Annotated in this window: 26 protein-coding genes; 17 read left to right on the top strand and 9 right to left on the bottom strand. The window is 67.8% G+C overall.

The window, feature by feature from the left end:
• Positions 1–8: 8 nt before the first annotated feature.
• Both AB0B68_RS10605 and AB0B68_RS10600 read left to right on the top strand, forming a co-directional pair.
• Positions 9–461 (top strand): helix-turn-helix domain-containing protein, encoded by a 453-nt coding sequence (locus AB0B68_RS10605; RefSeq protein WP_357259239.1) that lies wholly within the window; start codon positions 9–11, stop codon positions 459–461.
• The gene (locus AB0B68_RS10600) at positions 454–822 is read left to right on the top strand and encodes a DUF4180 domain-containing protein (RefSeq protein ID WP_357259235.1); all 369 of its coding nucleotides are present in this window, start codon (positions 454–456) and stop codon (positions 820–822) included. The genes AB0B68_RS10605 and AB0B68_RS10600 overlap by 8 nt, the downstream gene beginning before the upstream one ends.
• 5 nt (positions 823–827) lie before the next feature.
• Here the strand turns inward: AB0B68_RS10600 and AB0B68_RS10595 are convergent, their stop codons facing one another.
• The gene (locus tag AB0B68_RS10595; RefSeq protein ID WP_357259232.1) at positions 828–1,463 is read right to left on the bottom strand and encodes a hypothetical protein; all 636 of its coding nucleotides are present in this window, start codon (positions 1,461–1,463) and stop codon (positions 828–830) included.
• A gap of 50 nt (positions 1,464–1,513) precedes the next feature.
• Between AB0B68_RS10595 and AB0B68_RS10590 the strand changes: the two genes are divergently transcribed.
• The 4 genes from AB0B68_RS10590 to AB0B68_RS10575 all read left to right on the top strand — a co-directional run bounded on the left by AB0B68_RS10590 (position 1,514) and on the right by AB0B68_RS10575 (position 5,390).
• Positions 1,514–2,365 carry a hypothetical protein gene (locus AB0B68_RS10590; protein WP_357259229.1) on the top strand — a complete coding sequence of 284 codons (852 nt, stop codon included), beginning with the start codon at positions 1,514–1,516 and terminating at the stop codon, positions 2,363–2,365.
• A 190-nt stretch (positions 2,366–2,555) separates the two neighbouring features.
• The gene (locus tag AB0B68_RS10585) at positions 2,556–2,777 is read left to right on the top strand and encodes a hypothetical protein (RefSeq protein ID WP_357194978.1); all 222 of its coding nucleotides are present in this window, start codon (positions 2,556–2,558) and stop codon (positions 2,775–2,777) included.
• Positions 2,778–2,969: 192 nt separating this feature from the next.
• The gene (locus AB0B68_RS10580) at positions 2,970–3,848 is read left to right on the top strand and encodes a cellulose binding domain-containing protein (RefSeq protein WP_357259226.1); all 879 of its coding nucleotides are present in this window, start codon (positions 2,970–2,972) and stop codon (positions 3,846–3,848) included.
• A gap of 66 nt (positions 3,849–3,914) precedes the next feature.
• The gene (locus AB0B68_RS10575; protein ID WP_357259223.1) at positions 3,915–5,390 is read left to right on the top strand and encodes a hypothetical protein; all 1,476 of its coding nucleotides are present in this window, start codon (positions 3,915–3,917) and stop codon (positions 5,388–5,390) included.
• 68 nt (positions 5,391–5,458) lie between these two features.
• Here the strand turns inward: AB0B68_RS10575 and AB0B68_RS10570 are convergent, their stop codons facing one another.
• A complete protein-coding gene (locus tag AB0B68_RS10570; RefSeq protein ID WP_357259220.1) occupies positions 5,459–6,562 on the bottom strand; it encodes an FAD-binding oxidoreductase in 1,104 nt (367 codons plus the stop codon).
• Between the two features lie 212 nt (positions 6,563–6,774).
• Between AB0B68_RS10570 and AB0B68_RS10565 the strand changes: the two genes are divergently transcribed.
• The 8 genes from AB0B68_RS10565 to AB0B68_RS10530 all read left to right on the top strand — a co-directional run bounded on the left by AB0B68_RS10565 (position 6,775) and on the right by AB0B68_RS10530 (position 16,791).
• Positions 6,775–7,293, top strand: coding sequence for a flavoprotein (locus AB0B68_RS10565; protein ID WP_357259217.1), 519 nt, complete (start codon positions 6,775–6,777; stop codon positions 7,291–7,293).
• A gap of 256 nt (positions 7,294–7,549) precedes the next feature.
• The gene (locus AB0B68_RS10560; RefSeq protein ID WP_357259214.1) at positions 7,550–8,926 is read left to right on the top strand and encodes a hypothetical protein; all 1,377 of its coding nucleotides are present in this window, start codon (positions 7,550–7,552) and stop codon (positions 8,924–8,926) included.
• A complete protein-coding gene (locus AB0B68_RS10555) occupies positions 8,923–9,486 on the top strand; it encodes a GNAT family N-acetyltransferase (RefSeq protein WP_357259211.1) in 564 nt (187 codons plus the stop codon). The genes AB0B68_RS10560 and AB0B68_RS10555 overlap by 4 nt, the downstream gene beginning before the upstream one ends.
• A 235-nt stretch (positions 9,487–9,721) precedes the next feature.
• Positions 9,722–11,320, top strand: coding sequence for a restriction endonuclease (locus AB0B68_RS10550; RefSeq protein ID WP_357259208.1), 1,599 nt, complete (start codon positions 9,722–9,724; stop codon positions 11,318–11,320).
• 3 nt (positions 11,321–11,323) lie between these two features.
• Positions 11,324–12,016: a DUF4433 domain-containing protein gene (locus AB0B68_RS10545; protein ID WP_357259205.1), complete on the top strand. Its 693-nt coding sequence runs from the start codon at positions 11,324–11,326 to the stop codon at positions 12,014–12,016.
• Entirely contained in the window at positions 12,013–13,095 is a 1,083-nt protein-coding gene (locus AB0B68_RS10540) for a macro domain-containing protein (RefSeq protein WP_357259202.1), read from the top strand. The genes AB0B68_RS10545 and AB0B68_RS10540 overlap by 4 nt, the downstream gene beginning before the upstream one ends.
• A 53-nt stretch (positions 13,096–13,148) precedes the next feature.
• On the top strand, positions 13,149–16,232 hold the full coding sequence (locus AB0B68_RS10535; RefSeq protein WP_357259199.1) for a DUF3427 domain-containing protein: 3,084 nt from the start codon (positions 13,149–13,151) through the stop codon (positions 16,230–16,232).
• Between the two features lie 160 nt (positions 16,233–16,392).
• Positions 16,393–16,791, top strand: coding sequence for a hypothetical protein (locus AB0B68_RS10530; protein WP_357194999.1), 399 nt, complete (start codon positions 16,393–16,395; stop codon positions 16,789–16,791).
• A gap of 136 nt (positions 16,792–16,927) precedes the next feature.
• On the opposite strand, the gene AB0B68_RS10525 is transcribed toward AB0B68_RS10530, so the two are convergent.
• Both AB0B68_RS10525 and AB0B68_RS10520 read right to left on the bottom strand, forming a co-directional pair.
• Complete coding sequence (locus tag AB0B68_RS10525) at positions 16,928–18,577, bottom strand: integrase (RefSeq protein ID WP_357195002.1); 1,650 nt, start codon at positions 18,575–18,577, stop codon at positions 16,928–16,930.
• Positions 18,578–18,836: 259 nt separating this feature from the next.
• A complete protein-coding gene (locus tag AB0B68_RS10520; RefSeq protein ID WP_357259196.1) occupies positions 18,837–19,136 on the bottom strand; it encodes a helix-turn-helix transcriptional regulator in 300 nt (99 codons plus the stop codon).
• A gap of 59 nt (positions 19,137–19,195) precedes the next feature.
• Here AB0B68_RS10520 and AB0B68_RS10515 point away from each other — a divergent pair, with 59 nt between their 5' ends.
• Complete coding sequence (locus tag AB0B68_RS10515; protein ID WP_357259193.1) at positions 19,196–19,624, top strand: VOC family protein; 429 nt, start codon at positions 19,196–19,198, stop codon at positions 19,622–19,624.
• Positions 19,625–19,648: 24 nt separating this feature from the next.
• On the opposite strand, the gene AB0B68_RS10510 is transcribed toward AB0B68_RS10515, so the two are convergent.
• Positions 19,649–20,878, bottom strand: coding sequence for a hypothetical protein (locus AB0B68_RS10510; protein ID WP_357259190.1), 1,230 nt, complete (start codon positions 20,876–20,878; stop codon positions 19,649–19,651).
• A gap of 153 nt (positions 20,879–21,031) precedes the next feature.
• On the opposite strand from AB0B68_RS10510, the gene AB0B68_RS10505 reads away from it, so the two are divergent.
• Entirely contained in the window at positions 21,032–21,724 is a 693-nt protein-coding gene (locus AB0B68_RS10505) for a hypothetical protein (RefSeq protein ID WP_357259187.1), read from the top strand.
• Positions 21,725–21,800: 76 nt separating this feature from the next.
• Here the strand turns inward: AB0B68_RS10505 and AB0B68_RS10500 are convergent, their stop codons facing one another.
• The 3 genes from AB0B68_RS10500 to AB0B68_RS10490 all read right to left on the bottom strand — a co-directional run bounded on the left by AB0B68_RS10500 (position 21,801) and on the right by AB0B68_RS10490 (position 24,803).
• On the bottom strand, positions 21,801–22,937 hold the full coding sequence (locus AB0B68_RS10500) for an epoxide hydrolase family protein (RefSeq protein WP_357259184.1): 1,137 nt from the start codon (positions 22,935–22,937) through the stop codon (positions 21,801–21,803).
• Between the two features lie 144 nt (positions 22,938–23,081).
• A complete protein-coding gene (locus AB0B68_RS10495) occupies positions 23,082–23,615 on the bottom strand; it encodes a hypothetical protein (protein WP_357204279.1) in 534 nt (177 codons plus the stop codon).
• Positions 23,616–23,660: 45 nt separating this feature from the next.
• Positions 23,661–24,803: a hypothetical protein gene (locus AB0B68_RS10490; RefSeq protein ID WP_357259181.1), complete on the bottom strand. Its 1,143-nt coding sequence runs from the start codon at positions 24,801–24,803 to the stop codon at positions 23,661–23,663.
• 133 nt (positions 24,804–24,936) lie between these two features.
• Between AB0B68_RS10490 and AB0B68_RS10485 the strand changes: the two genes are divergently transcribed.
• The gene (locus AB0B68_RS10485; protein ID WP_357259178.1) at positions 24,937–26,514 is read left to right on the top strand and encodes a gluconokinase; all 1,578 of its coding nucleotides are present in this window, start codon (positions 24,937–24,939) and stop codon (positions 26,512–26,514) included.
• Between the two features lie 6 nt (positions 26,515–26,520).
• Here AB0B68_RS10485 and AB0B68_RS10480 read toward each other — a convergent pair whose 3' ends face one another.
• A complete protein-coding gene (locus AB0B68_RS10480; protein WP_355005518.1) occupies positions 26,521–26,805 on the bottom strand; it encodes an antibiotic biosynthesis monooxygenase in 285 nt (94 codons plus the stop codon).
• Positions 26,806–26,899: the final 94 nt, after the last annotated feature.

The raw sequence follows: 26,899 nt of genomic DNA, 5'->3' as shown, positions 1-26,899 counted from the left end.
AGGGAGTGATGACGGAAGAAATGTACTCAGTCGAACAGGTCGCCGACCGGCTCAACCTGCATGTGCGCACCGTGCGCGGCTACATCCGCTCGGGCCGGCTGCGCGCGGTGCGGATCGGCAAGCAGTACCGGATCGCCGCCAGCGATCTCGACGCCCTCACCGGACAGGCCCCGACCGCGCCCAGCGTCGCCAGGCAGGCGGAGGTGTCGAGCATCGTCCAGGTCGACGGTGTCGACAGGGCCGCCGCCGACCGGCTCGGCACGCTCGTGCTCACCAGCGCCAACACCGGCCACGACCAGGCCAACCCGCTGCGGGTGCAGACCGTGTACGACGAGCAACGCCATCGCATGAAGATCATCATCCTGGGTGACCCGGCGGCCACCGCCGAGTTGCTGCACCTGCTCGACGCCGTACTCAACGCCGACAACGGCCTGCTCGACCGGGAGGTTCACGATGCCTGACGAGATCCAGGAACGCGCCGGAGTGCCAGTGCTGGTCTGCGACCCCGACGGCCCGCCGGTGGCCACCGAGCAGGACGCGCTGGACCTGATCGGCGCGGCGTTCCTCGGCGCCCAGGTGGTCGCCGTGCCGGCCAACCGGCTCGACGCACGGTTCTTCTCGCTGGGCACCCGTTTCGCCGGCGACGTGATGCAGAAGTTCGTCAACTACCGGGTGCGGCTGGCCGTCGTCGGCGACATCTCGGCGCAGCTCGCGGAGAGTTCAGCGTTGCGCGCGCTGGTGCACGAGTCGAACCAGGGCGGGCAGATCTGGTTCGTCCCCGACCTCGACGCCCTCGACACCCGCCTCCGCGCCGGCCGGTAACCACCTCAGCGGTCGGGCACTACCCCCATCTCCACCGAGTCCGGCTCCACTCCCCTGACCCGGGCCTGCTCGGCCGCCCACCGCAGATAGGCCAGCCACTCCTCGGATGACCAGCCGTTGCGCCGGCCGACACCCGCCTCGGCGGGGAGTTGGCCGGCCACCACACGGTCGAGGATCAGAGGCTGCACACCGCCCGCCCCGCGCCGGTAGCCGGCGAAGTAGAGAACCTTCGTGAACAGGCCCGGCCCCAACCAGGGCAGACGAGCGTAGTCGGGGTCGCGGAAGCGGCGGTACGCCGTGCGCAGCGCGTCCTCGTCGGGCGCTGGCGTGGACACCTCTTCCAGCGCGTACGCCAGGCGCTTGCCCTCGGGGTCGGCGTCGAGCGACCTGGCGGCGCGCCACGGGCCGTACCCGATGGGTCCGTAAGCCCAGACCAGCACGGCCGTCAGCAGTTGTCGCGGGCTAGCGGACCCCGCCCGGTACGCGTCGGCCACCGCGAAGACGTCGCGCCGCCAGAGCTCGCCGGTCGCCGGCAGCGTGTCGGGCCACGCATCCGGTGGTAGCCCAGCCCGCCACCTGTCCATGTTGAACCTGACCGGGGCCCGCTCCCCCGGCAACACCACACCTTCGGTCGTCTGCATGGTCGCCTCCCACAGATCGCGCGCTCGCGGAACTCCGTGGTTCGGACGCTATGGTCGGGCGCTTCCACCTGCCGCCCGCCGACGGCAAATCGCGGTATCGATTGCAGGTGCGCCTGTCTTGCGGGCAGCCAGCATCCGGCGGGGTCGAGAACGTCGCACGGTTGACCTACGGTTCTCCCGTGCTTCCCCGAAACGTGAAGATCATCGATCAGGTCCGTGCCGAGGCGCTGCACCGCGGCGTACCCGCCGCCGACGTGGAGCGCTGGCTGGGGCTCGCCCGCCCCTCCGCCCTACTGACACAGGGGGGTGACGGACCGGTCGTGGGCGTTATCCGCGGACCCGTGATGCTTCCGGCCGACGCCGAGGACCCCGAGTATCCCCTGATCGCCACCATCGACTGCGCTGCTCTTCCGGCAGACGTGACCGATCTTCCACTACCGTCCGACGGCCAACTGCTGCTGTTCGGCTGGCCCGAAGAAAGCGGCTGGGGCGAGGTCAGATATGTGCCGGCAGACGTGGCGGTCGAGGAGCGAGCGCAGTATCCGCCCGACTTCCCTCCGGACGACGACGAGTACGCGGAGGTCTATTACGAGATCCCGCAGGGCGATCTGCACCTCACCGTCGACATCTCTCTGCCCTACGTCAAGACGGTCCCGGGGCCCCCGTGGTCGCCGCCGCTGCCGGGAGATCCCCCGTTCGAACAGATGACCGAGGTGTGGCAGGCCGTCCTGCGCAAAGTGCCGGACGGCATGTTCTCCGCCGGGGGCCCGACGCCACTGCTGTTGGGCGGCTACGGCACTGACTGCAACGGTTTCAACCCCGCCTGGTTGGGCGCCCACCCCTCGGGCCGGTCGGGGTACGACAAAGTCGGGGGGTGGTGGTGGGGAACCCGACCATGGTGACTGGGTTGTGCTGGCCGAGTTTCACGGCGGCAGACAGGGTGGCGCGAGCATCCACTGGGTGATCCAGCGTGCCGACCTGAAGGAGCGACGTTTCGACCAGGCCAGGGTCCTCGTCTATTGGAATCCGTGAGGCCGCTGGAGCTGACGAGGGTTCAGGACTAGCCGCACAGTGACCGGGTACGCGCGGTCCATGGGTAGTCACAAGCAGAACAAACACGACAGCGGCGGCGAGTCGGCGCGAGGCCGGCGGCATTCGGGCAGCGGCGCTCGGGGCCGCCAGGGCTCGCCCGTGGAGCACTCGCCCGACCAACGGCACCGCCGTACCGCGACCGGCCCGGCCGGCACCGAACGCGATCTGGGCCGGGCCAAGGTCTCGGGCGACGGGCGGGTCCAGCGCCAAGGCGGCTCCTGAGCCGACCATCCAGCCGGTGCAGCGGCTCACGCGCTTCGCAGGGCACCTGCACCGGCTGATCGGTTCCTACGGCGTAGCGCAGGCATTATCTCCAAGCCGACTACGTCGCGTCATGGACTGGATCCGTCGTCGGCGCGTCACTGAACTGACGGACGATGGATTGGCATCGATGTCCATGCATACCATTCGGTTATGTCCGCTCGCCGCGTCACCGCCACCATCGCCCTCGCCGCGCTGGCGAGCCTGCTCGCCGTCAACGCCGCCCGCGCCGACGGCCCAGCGATCAGCACCCCGGGCACCCCCACGGTGGTGGTCAACGAACCACATCAGCTCACGCTCAGCTGGACGCCCTCCGCCTGGAGCGAGCCCGGCGCGGAGCAGCCGATCAACTATGAGGTGCAGGTGCCACTGGGGCCGAACACGTACCGCTTCCTCGGCGCCACCACCGACACCACGATCACGCTGACCGACCTCGCACCCGGTACGACGTACCGGATCGCGATTGCCGCCCGCGCGCTCGGCGGCTACTCGGACACCTCACCCGCCACCACCGTGCGCACCGCCAGCGGACGCGCCACTGTCAGCTACCTCAACCTCGACTGGTCACCGACCAACAACCAGATCCAGCACCTCCTGAAGGTCACCAACACCGGCACCGCGCCGCTCGACCTGAGCACCGTGCAGGTGCGCTACCACCTGCGCTTCGAGGGCGGCAACACCTCGCTGGTGCCGAACTGCGATTGGGCGGCGCTGGGTTGTGACCGGATCCAGCAGACCGTGCAGTTCTTCCTCCCGCCGGGCGGGCCGTCGGTGCTGTCGACGCCGGCACCGCCGTACCCGGCCCCGGGAACGCCGGTCCCCGGCTGGGTGGAGCTGACCTTCACCGACGGCACGCTCGCGCCGGGCCAGTCGACCGGGCCGATCCAGCTACGGCACCACCGGCACAGTTGGAGCACCATCGACGAGCGCGACGACCCGAGCTGGCTCGCCGCCACCGGCCAGTGGACCGAGAACGGGCGGATCACGCTGGACGTGGACGGGGTACGCGAGTTCGGCGACACCAACAGTTGACCCAACGGCACCGCCTCGGTCGAACGCCTCAGCCCTTGGCTTGACCGGTCACTTTACGATCCGCTCATGCGGCGCGAGGAGATAGACGGAGTTACTGTCATCCAACGCAATGCGCCTGGCACCCTGGCCGCGTCGTTGACCTTTGGGTGCGGCGCTCGCGACGAAGAGATCGACTCCATCGGCCTGACCCATCTCGTCCAGCACCTGGTGGACTGGACCGAGGATCACGTCGCGGAGAATCACCAGGACAACATATGGATGAACGACACGTCATTCCTCGCAGGCGGCCCACCTGATCAGGTCGTGAGGCATTTCGCCACCATCTGCTCGGCTATCAGCAATCTGCCGCCGGAGGATCTGTCCGACGCGGTCGAGGGCCTCGATGCGGACAGCCGGTACATGTCGAACATCGAAGAAGGGCTACGCGACCCGTGGGGAGCGCTGCTGTCGCGGCGTTTCGGGCCGAGCGGACACGGCCTGTCGCGCTGGCCCGCGGTGGACTACAGGCTCTTCACGGCGGACGAGATCCGACGGTACGTCGAGAGGTTCTTCACCAGCGGAAACGCGGTTCTCACAGTGACGGGTGAACCGCCTCAGGCGATGCGAGTCCCGTTGCCCACTGGCCCGCGAGTCACCCGCAGCACGCCACTCGTCAACAACCAGATGGGACCGATCTGGTACGCCGACGAGGTCCGTGGTGTCGCGCTGATGGTCGGTGTCGAACCCAGCGCGGAAGCGGTCGATCTGATGTGGGCACTGCGGTCGCGAGTCGCCGAGGCGGTAGACGAGGCCGGGGTGGCCATTGGTGCGGAATTCATGTGCGAGGTGGTCGACAGTACGCGGCACGAGCTCGGGTTGAGGGTCACGCCAGACTTCGGCAAGAAAGCCAAGAAGTTCGACGCCACCGTCGCGGCCGAGCTGCTCTGGGCCGAGCTGCAACGGCTTGCCGCCGATGGGATTGATCGAGAGGAGCTCGCTGACCGGGTGCCAACGGGACGCATGGCCCTGGAGGGCGACATCGAATGGATGCAGTCGATCAGCGACCTTCAACCCTTGACCCGCCAGGAGCTGCTCGGCACGGCTGAGATCTACGGCTCGGAATCACTCAGCGAGCTGACTGGGCTTACTCCGCAAGCGACGCGGGACATCGTGTCGGGCTGGCTCTCCAGCGCCATGATCGTCGTACCGTACGGGTCGAAACCCAACCTTCCTCGCGCCACCGAGGACTCCTGCCGGACCACCCGTTTCGTGCCAGCAGGTGAGGTTGTCAGGCCGCCGTTCTCCAAGCGGTTCCACAACAAGGCCAAGCTGGTCATTGGCATCGACGCGATTTCGACAGTGGATGGCGACGGGAACGTGCACACCGTCCCGCTGTCCCAGGCGCTCGTGGTTGAGCGGTTTGGCGTCATCCGGCTCGCCCACCTCGGTCACGGCTGCGTCACCACGATCTCGGACTTCGCTGACGCTGCCGACAAGCTCCGGGCCGTCCTGCCGCCGCGGCGCTTCCGCCAGGCCGTCACGCAGCTCAGTGCCAACTGGTAACCGAACGTCGAGGATCATGAGCGGCGCGCATGCGCGGGCCGGTCGGAGTTCGTCCGGTAGGCACACCATCAGCAGGTGAAGCCCCTGGGCAGGTGGATGCGCGCGGCGGGGATGCCGAGGGCGGGCAGCCGTGACCGCGCGGCGGTCAGCATCGCGGGTGGGCCGCAGAGGTAGATGTCCTGATCCGGCTGGTGATGGTCGAGGGCGATGGTCAGGGCGTCGCCCCGCTCGGTCGGGTCGGCGCAGGGGTCGTCGGAGAGGGCCGGCACGACGGTCAGCCAGTCGTGGGCGCACTGCAACTTGTCGAGGGCGATCGGGTCGTACAGGTCGGTGAACGTGCGGGCGCCGACCACCAGCGTCACCCGCCGGCCGGCCGGTGCGGCGGCGACCTGTTCGACCAGGGCGCGCAGCGGCGCCAGGCCGGTGCCACCGGCAACGAACAGCAGGTCGTTCGTGTTCGCCGGGTCGAGGCTCAGGCCGGTGTCGACGGGTGGGCCGAGCCAGAGCAGCTCGCCGGGGCGTACCCGATGGACCAGGCGGTGGGAGACGGTGCCGGCGGGTACGGCGCGGACGTGCAGCTCGACGGTGCCGTCCGCGCGTGGGGCGTTGGCCGGCGAGAGCCAGCGCCAGTGACCCGGCAGGCGCGGCGTGCAGACCGGCACGGCCTGACCTGGCTGGAAGGGCAGTCGCCGCCAGGGACGTACCGTCAGGATGGCGATGTCGGACGACGGCCGGTCATGGCCGATCACCTCGACGTGCCACCAGGCCCGGCCGTCGCCGGCCTGGGCGGCGGCGCGTCGGATGGCGTGCGTGGCGCGGCACAGGGCGCGCTCGGCGGTGACGGTGAGCTGCGGCGTCCACAGTGGCCGCGCGTGGCGAGCGACGGTGGCGAGCAACGCGTCGCCGATGGTGGTCGCGTGCGGAAGCAGGTCGAAGTGACGGTACGCGTGGCCGAGCACCCGGAGCAGCGCCGCCCGACTCGCCGGATCGTCACCGTCGACCAGGAGGCGACCCAACGCGGTGAAGAACAGCGGCGCGTCGCGCTGCGGGAGCAGTCCAGCTCGGCGGTCTTCGACAGTGCACCAGAAGTCGGCGGCGGCCCGCACGTCGACCGACTCCCAGGCGGCGGCCAGGCCCAGGCGGGCCAGTTGGTCGTCGTTCACGGTGGGCATGCCGGCTCCAAGTCGAATCGTTGGCTGGCACCGGGGCGGGAGGCGCTGCGCCGTTGAGGGCCGGCGCAACTCCGAGGCCGAGCACCCGCCCCGGGCCAGGCATCGACTGTCGCGGCTGACCAGGCACAACGGCATGTCACGGTGATCGTTGACGGCATACCTGATCGGTATGCGCTCCACGCCGCGACTGTCGAATCGGGCAGACTGCGGGCATGACGGAACGTCCGGTGCTGTATCTGGTCGTCTGCGCGGCGGGACCGGCGGAACACATCGACGAGCTGGTCGACCTCCTGATCGCCGACGGGTGGCGGGTCTGCATGATCGTCAGCCCCACCGCCGCGCCGTGGATCGACCGGGCTGCGTTACAAGACAAGACCGGCTATCTGGTACGCGTGGAGTGGCGGATGCCCGGCGACCCCGAGCCGCACCCGCCCGCCGATGTGGTGGTGGCCGCCCCGGTCACGTTCAACACGGTGACGAAGTGGGCGCTGGGCATCAACGACACGCTGGCGCTCGGCGTCCTCAACGAGTCGCTGGGGGCTGGGCTGCCGATCATCGCGTTCCCGCACACCAAGGCGGAGTTGGCCGCGCATCCCGCCTATGCGGGCCACCTGGAGGTGCTGCGTGCTGCCGGCGTGGTCGTGGCCGACGGTAAGCCACTGGACTCGATGAACGGGCCGGCGCGTTGGGGCGTGGTCATCGACGCGCTGCGGGCGGCGCGCCCGTCCTGACCAGCCGCTACTTATTGGCGATCCTCCGAAGATATGCGTCGCGCGTATACCAGTGCGCCACGCAGCGTGTTCAATGGACAGGCTCGATGAGGCGACACGGACGGAGCCGCCGGTGACACACGCGAACTGCCCTCGGTGCGGCGGACGGCTGGCCCGGGACAACGACAGCGGACGGTGCACGCCGTGCCAGACCGCCGAGCGAGACCGGTTGAGCGCCCCACCGAAGGTGCCGGCGAGCTTCTGGGAGCACGAGCCCGTGCGACTCGCGCTGGCCGAGCGGCATCTGGGGCGGGTGATCCGGGCGTACCGGTGCCATCCGTATCACGGGCGGGTCGCCCTGCCGCAGTCGGCGGTGGCGGGGTGGTTGGGGATCACGCAGGCGCAGTTGAGTCGGGTGGAAAACGGCCCTCCGCTCGTGCACCTGGACAGACTGGCGCACTGGGCGACGCTCCTTCGGGTGCCGGCGGGCAGTCTCTGGTTCCGTCTTCCCGGCCAGCACTGCTGGGGCGATGCGAGCCCTACGGGTGGCGAAATAACTGGTGCACATGGCGACGATCAGGTGGTCGAGCGAGACGACCCGGCAGCCGTGACGGTTAATGTGGAACAGGCATCGAGCCAAGGGGGTGGCGTCACGAACCGCCGACGCTTCAACGTCCTGGCCGCGCTCGCGGGACTCGCCGCAGGCGGTCACACATACCTGCTCCCCGGGCCGTCCGCTGAGATGCCGGGAAGCATCGGCATGGAGCAGGTACGGCTCGCCAGTTCCCTGGTTGACGATCTCCGACGGGTTGATGCGGCCGTCGGGGCCGACCTGCTCTGCGACGTCGCCATGCAGGCGCACACCAGGCTGTCAGCCTGGGCAGCGCGGGCAAGCTACAGCCGTGAAGTCGGTGACGCGCTTCAAAGCGCCCTGGCCGATCTGTCCATCGAGGCTGCCTGGCTCGCCATCGACGCGGATCGTCGGTCTGAGGCTCGGCCGTACCTGCATGAGGCGATCACCCGTGCCCGAATCGCAGACGACCCACAGGCGGAAGTTCGCGCCCTCACACACCTGTCCCTGCTGATCCGCGAAAGTCAGCCTGGCGAGTCGCTGCACTGCGCCGAAGCAGCCCTACGGATCTCCGCCGGGTGGGCCACACCTCGACTCACCACGTTGCTGCACCTACGCAGGGCACATGCAAACGCCGTCCTCGGAGATACCAGTGGATTCAGCCGCGAGATGACCAAGGCCCGCCGTGAGTTGGACCGCGGCCCTCACGAGGATGACCAGGGTTTCGTGCACTTCGTGAACGCCCAGGAGCTGAACGGGATCGAAGGGCTCTCCTACCTCGCCCTCGGCAGACCCGAACGCGCTGTCCAGTCGTTGCGCGCGATCACTGCCAATCCTTCTCCGGGTCATCGGCGGAACCAGGTCTACTACACGGTGCGGCTCTCAGAGGCCGTGCACCAGCAGGGCGACGTCAACGAGGCTGCTCGGATCGCCCTGGGCGTCCTGCCCGCTGTCCGTCAGATCAACTCGAAGCGGGTGAGTCAGCATCTCGCACAGGTACGCCGAAGTCTGGCGGCGCCGAAGCAGGCAACTACGACGACCCGCCAATTTGTCGACGCCTACGACCAGGCGGTGAACCTGTGATCGAGGGCTTGCAGCTTCGCCATTACAGCGCTGACGAGGCTAAGGAGATCCTCGATCAGCTCGTGCGCCTCTACCTGGAGGTCTACGCGGGCTGCGGCGAGTTCTACAGCGAGGACCGCTACCGGCGACAGCTCAACCTCCACATGCAGAGAGCTGGGTGGGAGCTGGTTACCGCAACGGTCGGCGGGGCCTTGGTCGGCTACATCTATGGCTTCCCACTTCCTATACAGACACGGTGGTGGGAGGGCATTCACGGGCCCGTGCCGCCCGGGTTCACAGAAGAGGACGGCAGGCGCACCTTCGCGCTCAGCGAACTGCTGGTGCACCCGAATTGGCGGCGCCAGGGCATCGCGAGGGCACTGCATCATGACCTGGTCGACAGCCGGGCAGAGTCCCGGTCGACGCTGTTGGCCCGCCCTACCAATGTCGCCGCACTGGCCGCGTACCGCTCCTGGGGCTGGATCAAGATCACCAAGTTGCAGCCCAACTGGAACGATGCGCCAATCTTCGACGTCTTGGTTCGCAACGCCACAGGGAACCACACCTATTCAAGCGGGTGATTGGGCGGTCCAGGGATCGGGCGCGCAAGGCACAGAGTTCAGCTACCAGAGCTGACCCGGTCCGCGACGTGCGGATGCGTCTGTCTGGGATCCGACACTGAGAACGCCAATGAAGGCGAACAAGGCGGGACGTAAGGTCTAACAGAATCGCGATTACAGCCACAAGGCGGGTATCGGGACGCTCACTCGCTGGCTATGGTGTCCGGACCGCAGTTGTCGCGACCTTAGGAATAGCGTGGGGATTCTCAAGGAAATGCAGCGGGCGCAGGCTCGCCAGGAGCGCGCCCAGAGGCAGGCTCAAGCCGCCGCCTACCGGCACCATCAGCACCTTCGCCGCGAAGCAGACCGCGCCAGGAAGGCCGCAGAGCGTGCGTCCGCCGCAGATGAACGAGAGCGTAAGCGACTCTACGCGGAGGCGCGCAATGCCGAGGTCGCGGCAAACAACTCAGATTTGCAGGCGCGCATAGACGAGCTCGATGGCTTGCTGCTGGCCACTCTTGACGTAGACGACCACATTGATTTCCGGCGGCTTCGAAAATCTGTAAAGCACCCGCCCTTCCAGCCGGGGTCTCTCGGCACTCCCCTGCCACCACCAGATTGGCGACGCTTCGAACCGGTTGCCCCATCGGGCATTGGGAAGCTATTCGGCGGCCAGGCCAAATATCAGCAGCACCTCGCTCAGGCGCGCCATGCCTTCGGACAGGCCCAGGCGCAGCACGCAGCCGCAGAGGCCGAACGGCAGCACCGGTTGGCTACCGCGTACCAGGGGTACCAACAGGATCGGGCGAAAGTCGAGGCCGAGATCACGGCGCACAACGCCGAGGTCGAACGCTTCGCAGCCGCAGTGGCTGCCGGAGACCCCGCAGCGGTGGTGGACTACTTCGGCATGGTGCTCGGCAACTCGGTCTACCCCGACGACTTCCCCCAACACTACCGGCTGGCGTATGTGCCCGAGTCCCGGCAACTCGTGGTGGAATACCATTTGCCGACATTGGACGTCATTCCAGCGGTACGAGAGTACCGCTACGTCAAGGTGCGCGATGAAATCGGCACCGCGGCGCGACCAGCGAAGGAAGTAAAGGAGCGCTACGCAAGCACCGTGAGCCAAGTGACTCTGCGGACCATCCACGAACTCTTCGAGTCCGACCGAGCCGGGCTGGTAGACACGATCGTCTTCAACGGCATAGTCGACACAACCGACCCGCGCACTGGCACTGCTGTTCAACCCTGCCTTGTAACACTCCGGACGACCCGAGAGGTGTTCACGGCACTGACTCTCCGCAGCGTGGACCCGGCCGCATGCCTGCAACACCTTAACGCTTCGGTGTCGAAGCGCCCCGAGGCCCTTGCACCAGTTCGACCAGTGCTTGAATTCGACATGGTCGACAAGCGATTCATCGACGAGGTTGACGTTCTTGCCGACCTCGACCAGAGGCCAAACCTTCTAAAGCTAACGCCGAGCGAGTTCGAAAGCCTCATCCAGAACCTGTTCGCCAAGATGGGTCTCGATACCAAACAAACACGCGCGTCACGGGACGGTGGCGTGGATTGTGTGGCCTTTGATCCTCGACCCATTTTCGGGGGGAAGGTCGTGATTCAGGCCAAACGCTACCGGAACACTGTCGACGTTTCTTCCGTTCGCGACCTATACGGAACGCTGCAGAACGAAGGCGCGTCGAAGGGCATCTTGGTGACAACAAGCGGATACGGCCCAGCCTCGTACGGTTTCGCCTCCGGCAAACCACTAGAGCTGATTGACGGCTCGAACCTGCTCTATCTACTTGCCGAGCACGCAGAAGTTAAGGCCCGCATCGATCCAGCCGACTTGGACTGATCGATGCCGCGGCCGCCCGGTCAGCCAAGCGGAACTAGGACCATTCTGCACTTTACTCATATTGAGAACTTGCCGGCCATCCTCGCCGCAGGTCGGCTCTTCGCTGACAGCATGGTCGGCACCAGGCTTGCCACGAACGTCGGCGCTCCCGACATCAAAGCCAGCCGCCGCCGGCGAGCCGTCCCATGCCCTCCAGGGGGAGCGGTGGCCGACTACGTGCCCTTCTACTTCGCCCCGCGTTCACCCATGATGTTCCGTATTGCCCGGGAGCATCAGGACGGAACGCAGGGGTGTTACCCAGACGGGGACGATCCTCTGGTCTACCTAGTGAGTTCGCTCGAGAGGGTGCATCATGCGCAGTTGAGCTGGGTCGCGAGCGATGGCAACTGCGCCGCAACCCTGACGAGGTTCTCAGGATCTCTGGACGATCTTGCCGAACTTGTCGACTGGGCGCTGATGCGCGAGCGGATCTGGAGGAACCTGCCCGAAGACCCCGATCGCGTCCGACGTCGCATGGCTGAGCTGCTTATCCACCGTGAGTTTCCTCTCGACCTACTGGCCGGCTACGTCGTACGGACGCCGGCGCGACAGGAACATCTGAGGCAGGTCTTACGTGATGCTGGCATCATCGACGCGTACGTTGATGTCAGGCCTGACTGGTACTACGGGTTCCGACGGGGGGAGGCACGCGAATGATCGTCATCGCTCACGGCAACCTGCTAACCGCTGACGTCGAGGCCCTGGTCAACACCGTCAACACCGTGGGTGTGATGGGCAAGGGGATAGCTCTGCAGTTCAAGCGCGCCTACCCGGCGAACTACGCCGCCTACCGGGCAGCCTGCGCGGCCAAAGAGGTCAAACTAGGCCATATGTTCCTATTTGACTCAGCCCTCCTAGGCCCCAGACGCTACGTGATCAACTTTCCGACGAAAGGTCACTGGCGCACCAGCTCAAAGCTGACGGACATCGAGGAGGGCCTCGATGACCTCGTCCGCCTCGTCCGTGACCATGGGATCTCCTCGCTCGCTGTGCCCGCGCTCGGTTGCGGCAACGGAGGGCTGGACTGGGACGAGATCCGGCCTTTGATAGAGCGGAGCTTCGCTGCGCTGCCAGAGGTTCGAGTTCTACTGTTTCCGCCTGAAGGTGCTCCCGACCCCTCGGACATGCCAGTGGCAACGACTAAGCCTCCACTGACTCCTGGCCGTGCCACCCTCCTCTCCGCCATCGAGCGCTATCTCGATCGAGCAGGGGCGCTGGAGCCTCGCGACGGGGTGACCGTGCTTGAGATCCAAAAGATCGCATACTTCCTTCAGGTTTTGGGGCAGCCGCTCCGGCTCCAATTCAGCCGGGGCCGATATGGACCTTATGCCGATAACCTAAACCAGGTTCTCGACCGACTTGAAGGGCATTACCTGACTGGCTTCGGCGACCGCAGCGCCCGGGTTGAAGATTTCCAACCAATCCGCCTGACAGCCGGAACGACCCAGGCCGTGTCGGCATGGTTGGAACCGGACAGCTGCTCGTCAGCAATGCATTCACTGGAACGACTGGCCAGCTTAGTCGAGGGCTTCGAGGCGCCATACAGTCTCGAACTGCTGGCCACCGTCCACTACGCCGCCGAACTGGCACCTCCGACCAATGAACTCGGTGAGTTGATCGAGCGAGTCCAGGCTTGGAGTGGCCGCAAAGCGAGATTGTTCACCCCGGCACATATCCGGATGGCATACGAGCGCTTGCAATCAGCGGGACTGCTTCCCGTGCTGGCCGCAACCTAGGTGCACGGTGCGTCGGGTCCACACTTGAGCGCCCTAGCTGTTTAGCTGGCACGATGACGGATCTTGAGCGGGGTGTGTACGAGCACCTGATCACCCGTGAGCTGGCCACGCGCCTCCAGCACGTCGACCCCGCTCTGGTCCAGCACCACAACCTCGACCCTGCCGACGCGCACAACACCCTCGCCCGGCACATCGCCACCTTGGCTGCCCGCGCTCTCCAATCCGTACCCGGTGGCGACGACAAGCTCCACCACCAGATCGCAATGGCGAACCAGATCGCTGACGCCATCGCCACCCTGAGCCCCAAGGCAGCGACCGATCAGGACCAGGTCACCGACGCCAAACACCTGCTCCACGCCATCGCCGCCCCGCCAACCCCACCGGCACTACCAGCCTTCCCGCAGCGCCCCACCACTCCCCTCTCCACCGGAGCGCTGCTGGTCAATGGCCGCCACCAGCCGCGCATCGGCCACGAGGTCAACCACGAGATGGCCTCGGCCGAGAGCGTCGACCTGCTCTGCGCGTTCATCAAGTGGTACGGCCTGCGCATCGTCGAGCCAGCTATCCGCGAGCTGATCGCCCGAGGCGGCAAGGTTCGCGTCATCACCACCACCTACCTCGGCGCTACCGATCAGCGAGCGCTAGACCGGCTCAAGGAGCTGGGCGCAGAGGTCAAGGTGTCGTACGAGACGCGGACAACCCGGCTGCACGCCAAGGCATGGCTCTTCCGCCGCACCAACGGCACCACCACCGCTTACGTCGGCTCGTCGAACCTGTCGAAGACCGCGCTGGTGGACGGCGTGGAGTGGAACGTCCGCATCTCGAACATCGAGCAGCCGCACGTCATCGACACCTTCACGGCGACGTTCGAGGACTACTGGAACGATCCGGCGTTCGAGGCGTACGACGCGACCAGGGACGCCGAGCGGCTACGGCATGCGTTGAGCGGGGAACGTCGCGACGACGCACCGACTGCGATCTCGAACCTGGACGTGCGCCCGTACCCGTATCAGGCGGAGATCCTTGCCGACCTGGACGCCGAGCGCCTGGTGCACGGGCGCTGGCGCAACCTGGTGGTGATGGCGACGGGCACCGGCAAGACCGTCGTCGCTGCCCTGGACTATCGCCGGCTGCACAAGGCGAAACGAGCAGACTCGCTGCTCTTCGTCGCTCATCAGGAGCAGATCCTGCGGCAGAGCCTGTCCACGTTCCGGCAGGTCATGGGCGACGGTAGCTTCGGCGAGACGCTTGTCGCGGGCGAGAAACCGAACGGTTGGAAGCACGTCTTCGCCTCCATCCAGTCGCTGCACCGCCGCGAGGTCGACCCCGAGGCGTACGACATGGTGATCGTGGACGAGTTCCACCACGCCGAAGCACCGACGTACACGCGATTGTTGGAGCGGCTGCGACCCCGCGTACTCCTGGGACTGACCGCGACCCCCGACCGGGCCGACGGCGGCGACGTGCGCCGGTGGTTCGACGGGCGCGCGGCAGTTGAGCTGCACCTGTGGGACGCGTTGGAGCGGCAGTTGTTGTCGCCGTTCCAGTACTTCGGGCTGCACGACGACGTGGACCTGTCGCACCTCGCCTGGAAACGCGGCCAGGGCTACGACCCGGCGGAGCTGGACGTCGTCTACACCGGCAACCACGCACGGGCGCGGTCGGTGTTGCGCGCGGTCAGCGACAAGGTGGACGTCGGGCGGATGCGGGCGCTCGGGTTCTGCGTGAGCATCGGGCACGCCGAGTTCATGGCCAAGTGGTTCAACGACCACGGCGTGCCGTCTGCGGCGGTGACCTCGCGAGCCGGCACCGATCGCGCCGGGCTGTTGCGGGACTTCAAAGCTGGCAAACTGCGGGTGCTCTTCACAGTGGACCTCTTCAACGAGGGCGTTGACCTGCCGATGGTCGACACGATCCTGATGCTGCGGCCCACCGAGAGCGCCACGATCTTCCTGCAACAGCTCGGCCGTGGGCTGCGACTCGACGACGACAAGCCCTGTCTTACCGTGCTCGATTTCATCGGCGGGCAGAACGCCAACTTCCGCTTCGACCTACGGTGGCGTGCCCTGACCGGGGTGAGCCGACGGGCGATCACCGAGGCCGTACGCGACGACTTCCCGAGCCTGCCCAGCGGCTGCCACGTCGAACTGGACCGGGTAGCGAAGGAGGTCGTCCTCGCCAACCTGAAGTCGGCGCTGCCCACCTCGAAGGCCGGCCTGGTGTCTGAGCTGCGGCAACTCGGCGACGTCACCCTAGCGACGTTCCTGCGTGAAACCGGCCTGGAGATCGAAGACGTGTACCGATCAGCCAGCATCGGCGGCTGGACCGGGCTGCGGCGGCTCGCCGGCGTCGAGAGGGCCGCGCCCGGCCCGGACGACCGGGAGTTGGGCCGGGCCATCGGTCGCATGCTCCACACTGACGACGTCGACCGGCTGGAGCTGCTGACGAAGGTTGCGGCCGGACCGCCCGCGCCAGGTCAGCAGGTGTACGCGGGCAACAGCCGACTGCTCGACATGCTGCACTTCAGCCTCTGGGGGCCGAACGCACCACTACCAACGCGGGACGAACGGCTGGCGCGGCTGTGGAAGGAACCGGCCCGCCGCGCCGAGCTACGGCAGGTCGCCGAGGTCCTGCGGGACCGCATCCACCGGGTTACGCCCACGCTCGCGGCGGGGACGGTGCCGCTGCGGGTGCACGCCCGGTACAGCCGCAACGAGGCATGCGCCGCCTTCGGCATGACCAACCCGGGATCGCTACGCGAGGGGGTGAAGTGGCTGCCCGACGCCCAAGCCGACCTGTTCTTCGTCACCCTGGTCAAGTCGGAAGCCCACTACTCCCCCACCACCATGTACGCCGACCGGGCCATCACCGACACCCTGTTCCAGTGGGAGTCGCAGAGCACGACTTCCTCGGCGTCGGTGACCGGGCAGCGCTACACGTCAGGTGGGTCGACAGTGCACCTCTTCATTCGGGAGACCCGCATCGCCGACCGCGACCTGGGCGCACCGCCCTACCTGTACGCCGGCACCACGACGTACGACTCGCACACCGGTGACCGACCCATGCGCGTCCTGTGGCAGCTCCACCACGCCCTACCCGCCGACGTCTACACCACCGCCCGAACCATCGCCGCCTAGCTGACATCCCGGGGCTGCGTATGGGACGCAACTGACTGACGTCCAACTTCGGGCGGTACCCAGCTCGACCCCAACACCGGCCGCAAGGAGCGCTGATCTTGCTTGATATGCTTGCTTTTCTCTTCTTGCTGCGCTAGCTTCTTTGCAAGGAGGGTCAAGGATGGCAACGATCGAGGTGGACGACAGCACCAAACGCTTCGTGGCGTTCGCGGCACGGATGGCGCACGTTACGGAGGGTGAAATCGTGCGGCGATTGGTCGCCGACAGCCCACTTGGCAGCGAGGAGCCGACCCGCGCTGCCGGCGGCGTACCGATCTACGCTGATTACGAGGGGCACCGAACGCGCGGCCTCTACTTCGCCCCGGCCCGGGTAGAAATCACCGACGGGCCACTCAAGGGCGAGTCCTTCAAGACTCCTACAGGTGCGGCGCGCGCGGTCGTCCGCCACCTCAACCCCAGTGTTAACGACAACCGCAACGGCTGGAGCTTCTGGCAACTCGACAATGGCGGTCCTCGCGTTTGGCTCCAATCCATCCGCCCAACGAACACAGCGGACTGACAACCAACGATCGACGCTAACGGGCTGCGCACAATGAGCAACGGACCGATTGGGGCCTGCCAGGTCGGCTTCACCAAGGATTAAAGGGGCACCCACCGGCAAGTCCGGTCGCTGCCCCTTTTCCTATTTCTGAACGCTACCCACGTCTTGGTTCTAGCAACTCAACAACAGACAGTGCAGTCTCCCCACCAACCAACTTCAGAGCAAGCTCTGCCCGGGCAGCCAAGTCGAGTGGACGAATTCCCTCGGTAAGCGCAGCGTGCGCCAACCTGTCTAGACCGGCACCGACCAAGGGGGCGCCGATACGTAAGGTGGCTTGCAAGGCCACGCCCTTGGTTGAACCGCCATGTAAAACGATGTTTCGGGTCCGGTACAACCTTCGTAAAGCGACCCTGAATGTTTTGACCGCCTCGTTCAGCTCCCGACGTGGATCGTCAACGACGCGAGCCATCCGGTCGATTGCTGCCATGTCGCTGTGCCGTTGAAGCTTGCGTCCGGACGGTCGGGGGCGCAGCGATCCGGACTTGAGTCCTTCCGCCACTGTTCGCGCTCGCTCGATATTGGTAGTACAGCCGTCCAAAGCTGCGCTGAGCTCATCAGGCTGCGCCGGGCTGTGACGGTGCGCCAATGCCGTCAGCTCGGCTCGCGGCCAGGAGCAGGCAATGATCGCCGCGAGACGATCGGCAGCGACGGCCTTGCCAGAGCGCTCTTCTTCCTGGGGATCGTCAGGGTGAGTCAACAGCGATTCCACGGCCGCCCAGCCGCCAGCGACCGCAGGGCCTAGCGCGCCCTGGTTGAGCGGCGCCGCCAACTCCAGCGCGTCATCAATCAGCCTCCGCTCTCCATCGACTCGATAGAGGTGCCCCTCGTGAACCAGAGCGAGAATGTTAGCTCCCCGGGCTGGAGGGAGCAGTGAAATCGGTTGAGGATGACCGCCGACCCATATATTTGGCGCAGCGACGATGCCGCCGCGATTGCTCCGCTGGAATGACGAGCGCGCTACCATCCGCTCGACCATCTCGCGGGCCTGATTAGCCGCACCATACGCATCCAGCGCGTTCACTTGGTAGCGGAAGCCCCCACCAACCCGGAGGCCCTGAACACTGAAATTGTGCTCTTTCAGCCATTCGATGACTTTGCCTTTGGCGGTCCAGTTCGGCTGCTGCTCGGCGAGGGGTCGCTCCGGCACAGCAAGTAGGACCACAAGCACATCGAACGAATGCTCAGACGCTTTGGCCAACGTCGCAGCGGATTGCACGACCTCGAGCGCGGTTGCCTGGCGCGCATTGAGCTCGTTGGCCCAGGCCGCAAGATGGTTGGCGTCGTAGCCGAGATCCAAAAGGTGCGAGGCAACCGTCCGTGCAAGCCTCTCCGGCTTGGGCCGTTCAGCGGGAGTTGTATCAACCGCTGCCGCCCAACGATCCACATAGCCCGAACGTGCATGCTCGATAAGCTCCTTGAGCCGCCGTCGAGCTGGGCTCGGATCGGGCAATGGCGCGGCGAGCAGAGTCGTCAACTCTCTGCGGAGCTCCTTCTGTCCTAGTCCGACATCAGGACCAACGATCGTCCGCAGCTCATTACGCTGCCAGTCACAAGCGGCAGTCGAAAGTACTTTCTGCGCTGCCCACGAACCAGCCTCCCACAGCTCCTCCAGCCCCAATAGCGAGCCAACGTCCCACAGCCTTCGTGGCCAGGGGGTGCCATCAATGGTGAAGAAGTCGATCATGCGGGCGATGGCATTACGGTCGTAGGTCACGGATGATCCCGGTGCGGTGGGGGTGGCCACGTGCGTAGGCTAGTTGAGGAGGCGTTCCAGACCACGTTCCGCCATGCACCAGTCGAGTACTGTATGATTATCGGCAGACACAGAGGGGCACCCGCCGCAAGGCTACTGCCCCTCTTTTTCTTTGCTCTGCTTCTGCCGAGGTAGCGACTGGCGGTCGCCGGCAGGCAGGCACTGGCTTGAACCAGCAGACACCTCGAACAAGTAGCTCCTTCTCGCAAAGATTGTCCGGATCATGCAGTGCGGTGAGCCTCACCTGGAGTCAAGCCGACTCCATGTTCGGCGAGAATCTCACGTCCAGCCGCCGGTCCAGGGCCCGAGCTAGCCGCTCCAGGACCGGCAAGGTCGGTACGGTCCCGCCTGCCTCGAACCGGGCCACCGCGGACTGAGTCATCCCCGCAGCGCGCGCCAACTGGCTCTGACTCCAGCCGTGCCCTTCGCGCAGGTGGCGCACCTCCTGACCCAGCTTGAAGGCGATCCGGGTTGCCTCGTAGGTCTCGGCTGCGCCGGGCTCCGCCATCCGGCGCTCACGCAGGTCGTTCCAGTCCAGGCGATCACTCATAGCATCAATGCTATGGGATGAAGGGGTGCGAGAGAGCTCCTAGCGTTAGGTTGAAGACCATGGAGCAGCGGATCAGCCTCATCACCCTGGGAGTCGCGGACGTGGCCCGCGCGAAAGCCTTCTACGAGCAGCTCGGCTGGCGAGGCCAGGAGGTCGAGGAGACGGTCTTCTTCCAGGCCGGCGGCTTGGCTCTCGTCCTCTGGGGCCGCGACAAGCTCGCCGAGGACGCGGGCATCGAAGGTCCGGGCACCGGCGCGATGACCCTCGCCCAGAACGTCCGCTCCCAAGCCGAAGTCGACGAGGTGATCGCCACTGCGACCAAGGCCGGCGCGACGGTGACCAAGCCAGCTCGGGAGACCTTCTACGGCGGCTACGCCGGCTACTTCGCCGACCCGGACGGCCACCTCTGGGAGATCGCCTGGAACCCGGGCTTCACCCTCGCGGAGGACGGCTCCCTCACCGTCCCCGACTTCAGCGCCATAAACTGAGCAGACGGCAGGCAGAGCCGCCGATCAGGGCGTCGGAGACGGGCAGAGCAGCGGGTCCAGCACCGGCAGCTGAACAGGGTCCAGGCAGATAGCCAGCAACCCGGGATCCGGCGAGGGCGTAGGAGTAGGCGTTGCGGTCGCAGTCGGCACCGGCGAGGCCGACGCGACGGGCGGCGTCGGAGGAGCCGAAGCGGGCGGGACTGTCGTAGGGGCTGTCGTCGGCACCGAAGTGGCCGACGGGGTCGGCACGACGGACGGCGTAGCGGCCGGCGGCAGGGCCACCGCCACCACCGGTGACGGCACTGTGGAGACATCTGCCGAGGCGGACGGCCTGGCAAGCGGGACGGACGGCGGGTTCCATACCGCGCTGTCGGCCGAGCCGACCCGCGACCTGGGTGCCACCGGACCGGTCGGAACAAGAACCGCCCCAGCTGTCGGCACGTCCAAGGCGATGGTCTCCGCCGTGGGCACCGGCCCGCGAGGACCCCACGCGCCGGGCCCCAGAGCGTTGGGTCCCAGAGCGCCCGGTCCGAGCGTCACGACCACCACGGCGGCGACGGCGGCAGCCCCGAGCGCCCGGCGGTCGGGGCGTACCGCCGTCAGCGGCGCGTCGTCGGGGTCCACCAGCAGAGGAGGCGCGGGCGGAGCGGCCCGGTGCGCGGCCAGCAGCGCGTCCATCTGCGCGATGACGGCAGCGCGATCGTCGGCAGTCGCGAGGGTGAGATAGAAGCGGAAGTTCACCACGGCACCGGCCGGGACCAGCAGCCCGTCAAGTCGACAGCGGTCGGGCAGCAGGGTGACCGGCACATCGGGGTGGTGGGCGGGGCCGATCAAATCGGCGTACCGCCACTCGCGCCGGTGCTCCCGTCCGCCGAAGGCGACGCGTCGACTGGTCACCACGGCCATGCCCGTGTCGACGATCCGTAGGCCCGGCGGCAGGTCCTCCGAAGAGGGCTCAGCGAAGGAACAGGAGCCGCCCGGCCTGGGCAGGCCGGGGACGTGCCGCGCCTCCGCCTCGACCAGCGTGGCGACGGGGAGGACGCGGAAGACGAGTTCGTCGTCGTCAAGCTCCACCGGTAGGCCGGTGCGTGGCTGCGTACACCCGAGGAAGCTGGCGGCTTCGATGCGGAGCCGCGCCAGGTGGTCGCCGCGGTGCCGCCAGGCGTCGGTGGCGTCGCGGTACGCGCGCTGCCGGCGCTCGTTCTCGCGCTCGGCCCAGGCGATTCGCCAGGGGGCGCAGGACACAGAGGTCACGGTCACACGCGGTACAACCGCTCACGTACGTGACAGGCAACGCGACCGGGATCGATGTATCCCGTTGCGCCCGAAAGAAGAGATTTGACGGGCACCGAAGCCCCCGTTGCGGGGCTAGCCTGCGCGTGATCCCTACAGCGGAGGAGTTTCCTGGTGCTCGATGACATGCGGGTGCTGCGGGCGGCGGTACGCGACTATCGCCTGGCGGCGACGGCTGCCGGCCTCGACTGGCCGGACTACGGCGAGTCGCCCGCCGGGCAGCCACCGGCGCAGGTCACGCGGATCTTCGGCGTGGATCACATCGCGGAGCAGTTGACCTGGTTGCACGCGCAGCGCTGGCCCGACCGGCAGGTGCTGCCCGACGTGGGGTGGCGGATGCCATGGCCGGAGGACGGTGACGCGCTCCAGTACCTGGGGTTGTCGATCGGCACGCCGTTCCCCTGGCGGCACCAACTGCCCCTGTTCTTCTTTGATGTCGTTCTCTATACGTTCGTGCTGGCCGGCGACCACGAGGGTGAGATCTGGCGCTACGAGATCTCACCCGACGCCTGGGACTCGGTTCGCGCCGCCACCAGCCTGGCCACCCTTTTCGACCAATGGACCAGGGGAATCGCCGCCGGGGTGGTCGTCTACGACGAGCAGAGCAAGTGGCTCCTGGTCCGCGACCTGGACTCCGCTCCCGACCTCGACCCGCTGGCCTTCCCGGTGGCCCCGCTGGAGGAGACGCTGCTGCGGGCGCGGCAGCGCGAGTGCGGGGTCGACATGGCCATCGTCGAGGACGGCTTCACGTACACCGAGGAGTTGTCCGACGCCATCGACGCCGCCAAGGCGTCGATCGGCGCGTAGTCCAAGCCGACGGCTGTCCGGGTGGGAACCCGAACAGCCGCCGGCACGGCCGGACGCTACAGGGCCGGGGCGATGACTACGGGCGCAGCGAGGTGAAGAATTCCCTCAGCTCACCGGCGAGCAGATCCGGCTCCTCCAACGGCATGAAGTGCCCGCCCCGGCCCGGTTCGCTCCAGTGCCGGATGTCGGTGCAGGCCCGCTCGGCGATTTCCCTGGGGAAGTTTGCCTGCGAGGGTTCGGTGCTCACCGTGAACGCGGCGGGCACGGTGATGTCGGGTCGTGGTGTGTTGTGGTCGAAGTCGGCGTACTGCCGGAACGACGAGCCGATGGTGCCCGACACCCAGTACAGCGTGATGATGGTGAGCAGGGTGTCCCGGTCGATGCTGTTTGCCAGGTCGCCGTGGTTGTCGCTCCAGTCCCGGTACTTGTCGACGATCCACGCGGCCAGCCCGGCGGGCGAGTCGGCCAGCGCCGCCGCCAGGGTGTCCGGGCGGGTGCCCATGATGGCGCTGTAGCCGCCGTCGGTCTCGTCGTACGCGGCTTCGGCGTCCAGGAACGCCTGCTCGGCCGGCGACAACGGACGGGCGTCGAAGCTGGCCGGGAACGGTGGATGGATCATGTGGATGCCGGCCACCTGCTTCGGGTACAGGGCACCGAGCCAGCCGGTGACCACTCCACCGACGTCGCCGCCGAAGGCACCGTAGCGCTGGTAGCCGAGCACGTCGGTCATCAGCTCGTGCAGGGTCCGAGCCAGCAGCGCCCGGGTCACCGGCTCGTTCGGCGCCTCCGAGAAACCGAAGCCGGGCAGTGAGGGCACCACCACGTCGAACGCGCCGCCGGGCCGGTCGGGGTCGGTCAGTCGGTCGACCAGCGGCAGCATCTCGACGAAGCTGCTGGGCCAGCCGTGGCTGAGGATCAACGGCAACGGCGCGGGCGCGCCGGCCGGGCGCGCGGCCCGGAGGTGTAGGAAGTGCAGCTTCCGGCCGCCGACGAGGGCCAGGTGCTGGGGGTACGCGTTGAGCGCGGCTTCACGAGCCCGCCAGTCGAAGCCGTCGTGCCAGTAGGACACCAGGTCCCGCAGGTAGTCGGGATCGACGCCGCCCTGCCACGGTTGGGTGCCGCTGCGGTCGGTGAAGCGGGTACGGGCCAGTCGAGCCCGCAGGTCGTCGAGAACCGCATCGGAGACGTCGATGCGGAACGAAGAGACAGACATTGGTCCTCCGGAAAAGGAGGGCGCTCCCCGACGCGAGAGGTCAGCTGAGGGGGACGGCGGAGAGGAGCGCCCAGGAATGACGGTGGATGGTCACCGGGCTCACCTCCTCTCGTGGCTGACGACGATCACCGTACCGGACGGTGATCAGCCGGCTCGTCGGCGGTACGGCTGCGGGCCGTGGGTCGGGAACCGCGACTGGGTACGCGGTGGGTACGCCTCACAGTGCTCGACCCAGTGTTCGGCGGCGGTGGCCAGGGCGTCAGCGGAGACGGTGAGGATCAGCGGGTAGATGGCGCTGGACGGGCGGCGCATCCACGGTGGCAGTGACTCGGCGGAGAACTCCACTGTCAGCTCCAGCCGGCGGCGGCGCAGCACCCGGCTGCGCAGGGCCAGGTTTGGTTCGGTGAACCGGACCGTCGCCGGTGGCGCGCTGAGCGCGAGGGCGGCGGTGGCCTGCCCGTGCAGCCAGCCGCCGAGCGCGCGGGCCTCCTCGACCATGAGGCTCGGGTAGTGGTGTGACCAGGTCTGGCCGTCGGCGGTGCGGGCGTCCACCTCGATGAGCAGCCAGTCGTGCCAGCCGGGCGTGGCCCCGTCCAGGTCGTCGGGCGGGTCGATGCCGGGCTGGTAGCCCACGGGGCGTACCCGCACCCGAGCGCCATCGTCAGACCGGATCTCCACTCGATCATTCTGGCCGAGCGAAGCGGACTTCCGGCCCCGAATCGGTCACTTCGTGATGGTCCGCCGTACGCCCTGGTGCCCGGCGCAGGCGGTGGACCGGCCACCGGCCAGGCTCACCGAACCGTCGCGGCACTGCACGAGGTAACCGCGTCCGGACCAGAACTGCGGTACGCAGTCGAACCAGTCGCACACCTCGACGGCCGGCTTGCGGATCCGCGTGCCGCCACAGAAGTCGTACCCCAGTGGGTTCTCCGGTGCCCCGCAGCGCGGGCCCTGGGTCGCGCTGGGCGACGGGCGTGGTGACTTCGTCGGCTTCGGCGGCGGGGATTTCAGGGCGAGCGCCGGGCCGATCCGCGCGGGTGCGGCGCTGACGGTGGGCGCCGGGGTGGCTGCGGCGGCGACCTCCGCGCCTCCTCTCGGGTCGGACGGGTTCGACTCGATGAGTGCCGCCGGCACCAGCATCGCGATGGCCGCCGCCACCGCGATGCTCCTGCGGCCGCCGGGCACGAACGACGACAGTCGCGCCTGCCCGGGGGTGGCCGCGGCCGGCCGGAACGGCTTGAGCTGGGCGTGCTCGGCGATCAGCTCGTCGAGTTGGGCGATCACCGCGGCGCGCTGTTCGATCGCGTCGGCGAAGGCCAGGGTGAGCTTGAACCGGAAGTCCGGCGCGGCGTCGGTGGGCAGCAACAACCCGGAGATACGCCGCCGGTCCAGCACCTGGATCAGGGTGACCGGGGCCGCCGGGTCGTGGGACAGACCGGTTATCCGGCCGTACGCCCAGTCGCGCCGGCCCCGCCCGCCGAGCAGCACGAGCCGACGGCTGGTGATCACGGCCATGCCGGCGTCGGTGACGCGTACGCCGTCCGGGCGGCGCGGGCGCAGCGGCCCGGTTCCCGGGGCGACGGTGAGGTCCGGCGCGGGCAGCACAGCGGTGTGCCGTACCTCGACCAGTTGCGCCGCGGGTAGCACCCAGAGCACCACCTCGTCGGCGGCCAACTCCAATGCCAGCCCGGCACCGGCGGCGGCCGAGCCCTGGAAGTCGGCGGCCAGGGCGCGTAGCCGCCGTAACTCGTCGTCGCGTCGCCGCCACGCCGTCTCAGCGCCGCGGTACGTGCTGACCCGCCGCACGTTCTGCCGGTGCGCCCACTGGTACCGCCACGTGGAACCCGTCGAATCAGTCTTTGCCACGCCGACTCCTTCGCCGCGCAGGCCACCAATCTGGGGTGTCACACGGTTTAACAGGCGCGGCGCGGCACCTGGAAACGCCGAAACGGGCGAACTACCCGATCGGCGGAGCAACCAGCACGATAGGGGGATACTGATGCCGACGTTCATGTTCTCCGAGGGGGTGACGGTCGTGCCGGCAGTCACGCTGCTCGGGGTCGTGATCGGGGTCGACATCGGCACCACCAGCACGAAGGCCGTCGCGTACGACACCGACGGGCGGCAGCTCGGCAGTCACCTGGTCGGCTACCCGCTGAACAACCCGCAACCCGGCTATGCCGAGCAGGACCCACAACTCATCCTCGACGCGGTGCTCAAGTCGATCAGCATGGTCGTGGCGGAGCTGGTCCAGCCGGTGGCCGGATTGTCGTTCGGCTCCGCGATGCACAGCCTGATCGGGTTGGACCGGGACGGCAATCCGCTCACCCCGTCGGTGACCTGGGCCGACTCGCGGTCCACCCGGCAGGCCGAGCGGTTGCGGGCGGTGCCGTCGGGGTTGGCCCTGCACCGGCGCACCGGCACGCCGATGCATCCGATGTCGCCGCTGCCCAAGCTGCTCTGGTTCGCCGAGCAGGAGCCGAAACTCTTCGAGCGGGTGGCGCACTGGGTGGGCATCAAGGAGTGGGTGCTGCTGCGGCTCTGCGGCGTGCTGGTCACCGACCACTCGATCGCCTCGGCCACCGGCCTGCTCGACATCCACGAGCTGAAGTGGGATCACGAGGCGCTGACCATCGCCGGCATCACCCAGGAACAGCTCCCGCAGCTCGTCGCCACCACCGCCGTGCTGCCGAGCCTCACCCCGCAGGCCGCGGCCGAGACCGGCCTGCCGCAGCGCACCCCGGTGGTGGTCGGCGCTGGCGACGGGCCACTGGCGAACCTGGGTCTGGGAGCCGTGCACCCGGGCATGGTGGCCTGTTCGATCGGCACCAGCGGCGCGATGCGGGTGATGGTCGAGCGGCCCGGCGTGGACCCGCTCGGCGGGGTGTTCTGCTACGCGCTGACCGAGCATCGCTGGGCGGTCGGTGGCGCGATCAACAACGGCGGCATCGTGCTCAAGTGGGCCGGCGCGGCGCTCGCCCCGGACCTGGGCGAGCACTCCGAGGAGGACCTGGTCGCCCTGGCGGCCCGCGCGCCGGTCGGCTCAGGTGGGCTCATCATGCTGCCGTACCTGCACAGCGAACGGGCACCACACTGGAGCGCCCTGCCGCGCGGAGCGTACGTGGGGCTGACCCACGCCCACCGCCGCGAGCACCTGGTGCGGGCCGCGTTGGAGGGCGTCTGCCAACAGCTCGCGCTGGTGCTCAGCTCGGTACGCGCGGCCGGCAACGAGGTCCGGGAGGTGCGGGCCGGTGGCGGCTTCGCCCGCAGCGGCCTGTGGCGGCAGATGCTGGCCGACGCCCTCGGCCTGCCGGTGAGCTTCCCGGCCGCGCACGAGGGGTCGAGCTTCGGGGCGGCGCTGCTCGGCATGGAGGCGCTCGGGCTGATCCCCAGCATCGACCTCGCCGCCGACCTGGTGCGGATCGAGGAGACGGTCCGCCCCGACCCGGCCGCCGCGGCCACCTACGCGGCGCTGCTGCCGCTCTTCGCCGAGCTGTACGAGGCCCTCACGCCGACCTTCACCTCGATCCGCCGGATGGCACCCGGCCTGCCCACCGGCCCCGAACCGTCGGCGTGACCAGGGTCAGGGCGCCTCGACCCCGGCGATCAGGTAGCGCCGCACGTCGGCGTCGAGGATGGCGACCTCCTGCGCGTCGTCCGGCCCGGAGCCCCGGAACGCGGCCAACTGCTCTGGTGACTCCCAGCGTTCGTAGACATGGATCCGGCCGGGCTCCAACGGGTCGGCCGCCAGCAGGAAGTCGAGGCAGCCGGCGGTGGCGCGCGCCCGCGCGATGACCTGTTCGCAGTCGGACAGGTACGCCTCGCGGGTGGCCGGTTCGACAGTCAGGCTGCCGGCGATGATCAGCACGGGTCCTCCGGGGTGAGTGGCTGAGTGGCTGACCTTTGCTCTGCACCCGCCCGTGCGCCAGGCACGGTCCGTAACCGGCGCATCGGCGGGTGCA

Source organism: Micromonospora sp. NPDC049049, assembly GCF_040649115.1.
Lineage (GTDB): Bacteria > Actinomycetota > Actinomycetes > Mycobacteriales > Micromonosporaceae > Micromonospora.
This window is presented reverse-complemented; position numbering and strand designations above follow the sequence as displayed.

What these genes read in the sequence shown, in the direction of transcription:
- AB0B68_RS10540 (WP_357259202.1), top strand. Translation starts at nt 12,013, where the DNA reads ATGATCGTCATCGCTCACGGCAACCTGCTAACCGCTGACGTCGAGGCC.
- AB0B68_RS10580 (WP_357259226.1), top strand. Translation starts at nt 2,970, where the DNA reads ATGTCCGCTCGCCGCGTCACCGCCACCATCGCCCTCGCCGCGCTGGCG.
- AB0B68_RS10545 (WP_357259205.1), top strand. Translation starts at nt 11,324, where the DNA reads ATGCCGCGGCCGCCCGGTCAGCCAAGCGGAACTAGGACCATTCTGCAC.
- AB0B68_RS10530 (WP_357194999.1), top strand. Translation starts at nt 16,393, where the DNA reads ATGGCAACGATCGAGGTGGACGACAGCACCAAACGCTTCGTGGCGTTC.
- AB0B68_RS10500 (WP_357259184.1), bottom strand. Translation starts at nt 22,937, where the DNA reads ATGTCTGTCTCTTCGTTCCGCATCGACGTCTCCGATGCGGTTCTCGAC.
- AB0B68_RS10595 (WP_357259232.1), bottom strand. Translation starts at nt 1,463, where the DNA reads ATGCAGACGACCGAAGGTGTGGTGTTGCCGGGGGAGCGGGCCCCGGTC.
- AB0B68_RS10575 (WP_357259223.1), top strand. Translation starts at nt 3,915, where the DNA reads ATGCGGCGCGAGGAGATAGACGGAGTTACTGTCATCCAACGCAATGCG.
- AB0B68_RS10570 (WP_357259220.1), bottom strand. Translation starts at nt 6,562, where the DNA reads ATGCCCACCGTGAACGACGACCAACTGGCCCGCCTGGGCCTGGCCGCC.
- AB0B68_RS10585 (WP_357194978.1), top strand. Translation starts at nt 2,556, where the DNA reads ATGGGTAGTCACAAGCAGAACAAACACGACAGCGGCGGCGAGTCGGCG.
- AB0B68_RS10535 (WP_357259199.1), top strand. Translation starts at nt 13,149, where the DNA reads ATGACGGATCTTGAGCGGGGTGTGTACGAGCACCTGATCACCCGTGAG.
- AB0B68_RS10565 (WP_357259217.1), top strand. Translation starts at nt 6,775, where the DNA reads ATGACGGAACGTCCGGTGCTGTATCTGGTCGTCTGCGCGGCGGGACCG.
- AB0B68_RS10605 (WP_357259239.1), top strand. Translation starts at nt 9, where the DNA reads ATGACGGAAGAAATGTACTCAGTCGAACAGGTCGCCGACCGGCTCAAC.
- AB0B68_RS10600 (WP_357259235.1), top strand. Translation starts at nt 454, where the DNA reads ATGCCTGACGAGATCCAGGAACGCGCCGGAGTGCCAGTGCTGGTCTGC.
- AB0B68_RS10590 (WP_357259229.1), top strand. Translation starts at nt 1,514, where the DNA reads ATGGTCGGGCGCTTCCACCTGCCGCCCGCCGACGGCAAATCGCGGTAT.
- AB0B68_RS10485 (WP_357259178.1), top strand. Translation starts at nt 24,937, where the DNA reads ATGCCGACGTTCATGTTCTCCGAGGGGGTGACGGTCGTGCCGGCAGTC.
- AB0B68_RS10520 (WP_357259196.1), bottom strand. Translation starts at nt 19,136, where the DNA reads ATGAGTGATCGCCTGGACTGGAACGACCTGCGTGAGCGCCGGATGGCG.
- AB0B68_RS10515 (WP_357259193.1), top strand. Translation starts at nt 19,196, where the DNA reads ATGGAGCAGCGGATCAGCCTCATCACCCTGGGAGTCGCGGACGTGGCC.